The sequence below is a fragment of the Paenibacillus terrae genome, from assembly GCF_005217525.1.
GTDB lineage: Bacteria > Bacillota > Bacilli > Paenibacillales > Paenibacillaceae > Paenibacillus > Paenibacillus terrae_C.
Window position 1 is genome coordinate 502,021 of record NZ_PNXQ01000005.1, and the last position, 5,466, is coordinate 507,486.

3 protein-coding genes are annotated in these 5,466 nt (G+C 46.9%); all 3 read right to left on the reverse strand.

What is annotated here, in order from left to right; translation table 11 throughout:
- Positions 1 to 1,246: YncE family protein (locus C1I60_RS25270; protein ID WP_252361581.1), on the reverse strand; the 1,246-nt coding region annotated here is incomplete at its 3' end.
- Between the two features lie 419 nt (positions 1,247 to 1,665).
- Complete coding sequence (locus C1I60_RS05480; RefSeq protein WP_137060823.1) at positions 1,666 to 2,778, reverse strand: response regulator; 1,113 nt, start codon at positions 2,776 to 2,778, stop codon at positions 1,666 to 1,668.
- On the reverse strand, positions 2,771 to 5,466 hold a 2,696-nt coding region (locus C1I60_RS05485; protein WP_252361582.1), incomplete at its 5' end, for an ATP-binding protein. The genes C1I60_RS05485 and C1I60_RS05480, both read right to left, overlap by 8 nt.

Below are 5,466 nucleotides of genomic sequence, written 5' to 3' on the forward strand. Positions count from 1 at the left end.
AGCTAATGATATTTGACCCCACATTTAGACTAATCGGATTGTTAACTGGAGTCCCATTGAGCTGTAAAGCAGCCGTCGCGCGGCTATCCGTAGTTGTATACGTAGCTGTTGTGACAGAAACATCGTTAGGCACAGTTGCAGTATAGGCGTACACACTTCCAGTTACCGTTTGATCGAGCGTAATGCCGCTTAAATTCAGCGAGCTTAGTGTCGCATCCGAAGAAACAGGAGGGTTCTGGCCAGCAGCCATAGCCGTAGAAACCATGAAGGTACCGACCATGAAGGGACCACTGCTTAAAGCTATAGTCTGAATTACCTTATTATCGGATGTCCTGATTACGCTCATGTCGCTGCTGCTATAATTGACCGTATAGGCTTTACTGCCATCAGCCGAGATACCAACCACATAGGGATTAGAACCAACCGATACGGTGCTTTCCACTGTATTACTAGCGGTATTGATTACTGAAGCAGTTCCAGAGCCATTATTAGCCACGTAAACCCTGCTCCCGTCGGGAGACACCTCAGTAGCCGACGGGGAGTTGTCCACTGTTACAGTTGCTTCCACCGTTTTGTTCACAACGTTGATGACAGAAACTGTATTGTTCCCTTGATTAGCTACATAAATCTTGGTACCCGCAGGATTAACCGAAAGACCATACGGGCGGGCTCCCACCGTAATTTGGCTGGTAATCGTATCGTTGGTAAAATCCACGACTGCTACTTTGCTAGCGCCAGACTGAGTCAGATAAAGCTTTTGGCCTGCCGCTACCATGGCTACAGGACTTAATAATACACTTATTGTACCCGTAACTGTAAGCGTTGCCGTATTGATTACTGACAGTGTGTTGCTGCTCATATTAGCTACATAAGCTTTGCTGCCATCCGAGTTAAAGGCTACTCCGTGAGGTTGTGAGCCTACTGTTATTGTGCCGACCACTGTATCAGTAGCCGGATTAATCACCGAAACAGTTCCACTCGTTCTGTTGGTCACAAAAACCTGCGTACCGTTCGGGTTGAACGCTGCGCTATTGGGCTGACTCCCGACCGTAATTTTGCCCAGTTCAACCGTACCGCTTTCCAAATCCACCACATCAACCTTGCCAGTATTGAAGCTTGTAATATAGGCTTTCTTTAATATGTCAGTAGTAGCCGCAGAAGCAACATTAAAATTACCTAACAAAGTTGAAACCATACATAGAATAGCTACCACTGCCGCAAGCTTCATTTTTTCTTTTCTAAACATTTTGTTCCCCCCTGATCGTTTCGCAGAATGAATTTTAAAGTGTTGAATCTAAACAAGTCTAAAAAAACAAAAAGAGAACCCGTACTCTGCTTGCTAACATCTGATTCATGTATTGGCTGAACAATACCGTTTTCATTGCGGAATGGGGATGCCCCGAATTTGCCAGAATTCCCAACAGTATCGCATGATTCACTCGCCCCATATTGCCTCCCCCATTGCAGTACATTCTATCAAACTGTTCTCACAAAATTCTCACAAAACCACGAATACTGTCGAAAAAAAAAAGAGACTATCCCCTAATAGATTGTTCAACTGGGAATAATCACTTTCTTATTAATCCAGTATTCAGTTTTCGGCAAAAACATTCGGACAAGAACAACTTTGTCCACTGTTTTACCCCCATACATCGACTTGCCGACCTACTCCAAATATGACGCCTTCTGGCTTCTCAGCTCCTGCGGCGGCTCCAGCCCCAGTTCCTTGCGATAAGAAGCCTCGAACTGCGCGTAATGCCTGACGATTTTCTCCTTGTCCCCACTGCTTGCATAGATGCTCAACAATGTCTGATTCATCTCCTCATGCAGGGGGTACACAGTCAAATACGAATCAATCCTCTGCTCCGCCCTTTTCCAATTCTCCCTGGCAAGATCCTGTTGGATCAAACTGCGTACAAGCGCTGTGTACTGTTTGTAGAATACTTCCTCCAGCGGAGCTTTCCAGAAGTAATCTTTTCTATCCAGCAGCGGACCTTTGTAGAGCGAGCATACATATTCCGCTTGCGCCGCATTCTGAAATCCTCCCGTAAGAGAAAAGTCATACCGCTCATATTCCAGCACATCGTACGTTCGATCCGATGGTTCCAGCATGTATCCTTCGTTCGTTTTCTGAATCTCCATGCCGATCTCTTGCTCTTTCAACAGCTTCTTTAAACGATACATCGTATTGTGCAAATTATGCGACGCGCGGTCCTCGCTCATATCTGGCCACAGCAATTCCGCCAATCGCCACTTGTTGAGATTCTGACCCGGATGGCAGAGGAAATAAGCGAATAACTCCTCCGTCTTGCGTGTCGGAAAGCGGATTAGCGATCCGGCCCGACTTCGGACCTCGAATCCTCCGAAGCACCGAACCGAGGCAAGCCCCACCTGCTGTTCAGCATCGCCAACAGGTCGATGCTGCTTGACCAGCCGGTTTGCAACCCGCTCGACCGCCGCGGGTGTCACAGGCTTCAAGATATAGTCGAAGGCATAAACCTTGAATGCATCCAGCGCATAATGCTTGTAAGCCGTCACGAAGATGATTTTCGTCTGCTCCGACGCTTCGTTGATATTTTCCGCCAGTTCCAGCCCGTTCATCTTGGGCATTTCCACATCGAGGAAAGCGACATCCGGCCGAAGCTCAGGAAGGCTGGCCAGCGCCTCTAGCGAGCTTGTAAAAGCACCTATAATCGTAAAGTACGGGTTTTGCCCGATGACATATTTCATTAAGTTCAAAATCGGTATTTCGTCCTCTACAATAATCGCATTAAACAACCTCGCTCCTCCTCCGTTTACCCGAACCGATCTTTTCGTTATTCCTTACAGGCAAATACATCGTTATTTTAGTTCCTCTTCCCCTATCGGAGCTGATGTTTAGCGTTGACCCTGGCAGAGAGTCCAGACGCTTGCGGATATTATGGATGCCGATGCCGCAATCTTGCAGGTCTCCTTTGGACATGCGGTCCAACAGATCATCCGGTATGCCGACGCCGTCGTCTTCGACTACCACCTGGATGTAGCCGTCTTCCTCGTTGATCGCAAGCGTCACCTTGCCGTGTCCTTCCTTTTCGAACAAACCGTGCCGAATCGCATTCTCGACAAAAGGCTGGATGCATAAAGGAGGAATTGCCAAATGCTCTATACGTTTATCGTAGTGGAAGTCGTAGTCGAACCTCTCTCCGAAACGGGCTTTTTCAATCTCAACATACGCTTGAATCAACTCCATTTCCTGGTAGAGAGGAACGAACTGCGTGGAAGAATCCATGTCCAGGATGTAGCGCAAGTACTGACTGAGCATCGATAATAAGTACGCAGCTTTTTCCCCGTCCGTATAGCAAAATGAAATAACACTGCTCAAGGCGTTGTAGAGAAAATGCGGTTTAATCTGCGCTTGATGGAACGCTTGCTCATTGCGAATTGCTTCTTGGAGTGATGTTTTCACAGCGATCAGGGTCTGGATTCTGGCAATGAGCGTTCCCGCCTCAAACGGCTTGGTCAAATAATCGTTCGCCCCGGCCCTGAAGCCAAGCGCGATGTCTTGCGGCGTATCCTTAACCGTAGCGAACAAAATGGGCAGGTCGAGAATGGAGTAGCTGCTGCGTAGCCTTTGACACAACTCAATGCCTGAGATCCCCGGCATCATCACATCGAGAATGACAAGATCAATTTGGGGGTACTCTTCTATTTTCTCCAATGCTTCTTTTGCTGAGAAAGCGGTGACGACATTGTAGCGATGCCGTTTCAAAATATTCAACAAGGTGTGGATATTGGATGCTTCATCGTCAACAATCATGACTGTATGCTTGTGTCCATTCCAAATATTCAGTTCCTGACCCTCATCGGTATATCGCTGCTGCTCTTCCAACACATATGCCGTTTCACGATGAGCCGGTACTTCGACGGCGCTTGGCAATGTAAACGTCATGCGCGTGCCTTGACCGACCTCCGACCAATCCACCCGAATTTCTCCACCCATCCGTTCGACCAACTTGCGGCTAATGTACAAACCAACGCCCATTCCTGTATATCCATCCTTCGGCAGCGGCCCATCAAGCTGCTCAAAATATTCGAAAATCACAGCATGCTTATCCTTGGAAATCCCTGTTCCGGTATCCTCGACGGAAATTGTTACGGTTCCCTGGGCAACCCTTGATACCACCTTGATCGACCCTTTGTCTGTATGCTTAATGGCATTGCTAACCAAATTGTACATAACTTGACGCAGACGATTCTCGTCCGCTTGTACCCAGACGTCGGGACCGACTTGGTTATCCAGTTGCACAGCTTTACCCAAAAGCTCAAATTGCAGTACATCAAATACAATCTGTGTTACCATTCTGGCATCTACAGCGGCCGGATGCAGACTCAGTTCCCCGTGCCTCAAACGGGTAACATCGACTAAATCGTGAATGAGCATGGACAGCTTGATAGATGTATCCTTGATCAGCGAAAGATTCCGTTTTTGCTTCGGCGACAGATTTTTTTCCTCATCATCCAGCAAATAAGACGTCATATTCAGGATGCCATGCAGTGGAGTCTTGAGCTCGTGGGATGTGTTCATCAAAAACTCGTCCTTGAGCTGGTTGGAAACCGTCAATTGATAGGAAAGTAGCTCCGTCTTCTCATAAGCATTCGAGAATCGAACCACGAGCAGGATATTCATGATGATGATGAAACAAACTACTCCGAGTTTTCCCACCAGATCGGTCGAAACCATATTTTCCGAATAGAGGCTTCCGTCCACCAAAAAGATCATCATCGAAACGCTTCCGCCAATGAAAAGCATTAATTCCTTCCGATCGGATGAACCGCCTTGGCTTTGAATGTACAGATACGCCATTCTGCCAATAATGTATAGGAATACGAAGATTAAGTAAAAAAAGAAAACGTATTTTCCCTGTATATGCACACGATAAGGCAACACGACAACCGCCGTAATATATAGGGCTAACGGAGTCAGTATCAGCTTCATCATCCGAGACGATATGAGGCGGGCTTCAACTGAACTGAAAAACAGGATGAGCACTGCAGCTCCGACAAATTCGCTTAAATCCAACAGCTTGTAAGTAATATCAAAAGGGAGGCCAGGTAGCATCCTCTGTAAAATCTTTTCGCCAAAAAGTGCTTTTTCCAATAAAAGCAGCAGTAAGTACAGCCCGCTGAGCCAATATGTTTTCTCTCTTCGCCCTAGCAGGCAGAAGCTGAGATGATACACGCCAAACATGCCAAGAATCAATATAATTCCGATATCGGTGCCGACCTGTATACCATTTAGCTTCGTCACATCTTCAGCCAATCCGAATGGGATCGAGCCAGCAATACCACCGGTGACAAATACATAGTTAGACACTTGAATTACAATGTCAATTTCTTTGGCATCCGTGTGAAAAAATGTACTGTAGGGCGTATTTTTAGGCTGATGCTCCTTGATATCGACTGCTGGGCGCCCACTTTCGCCTTCTA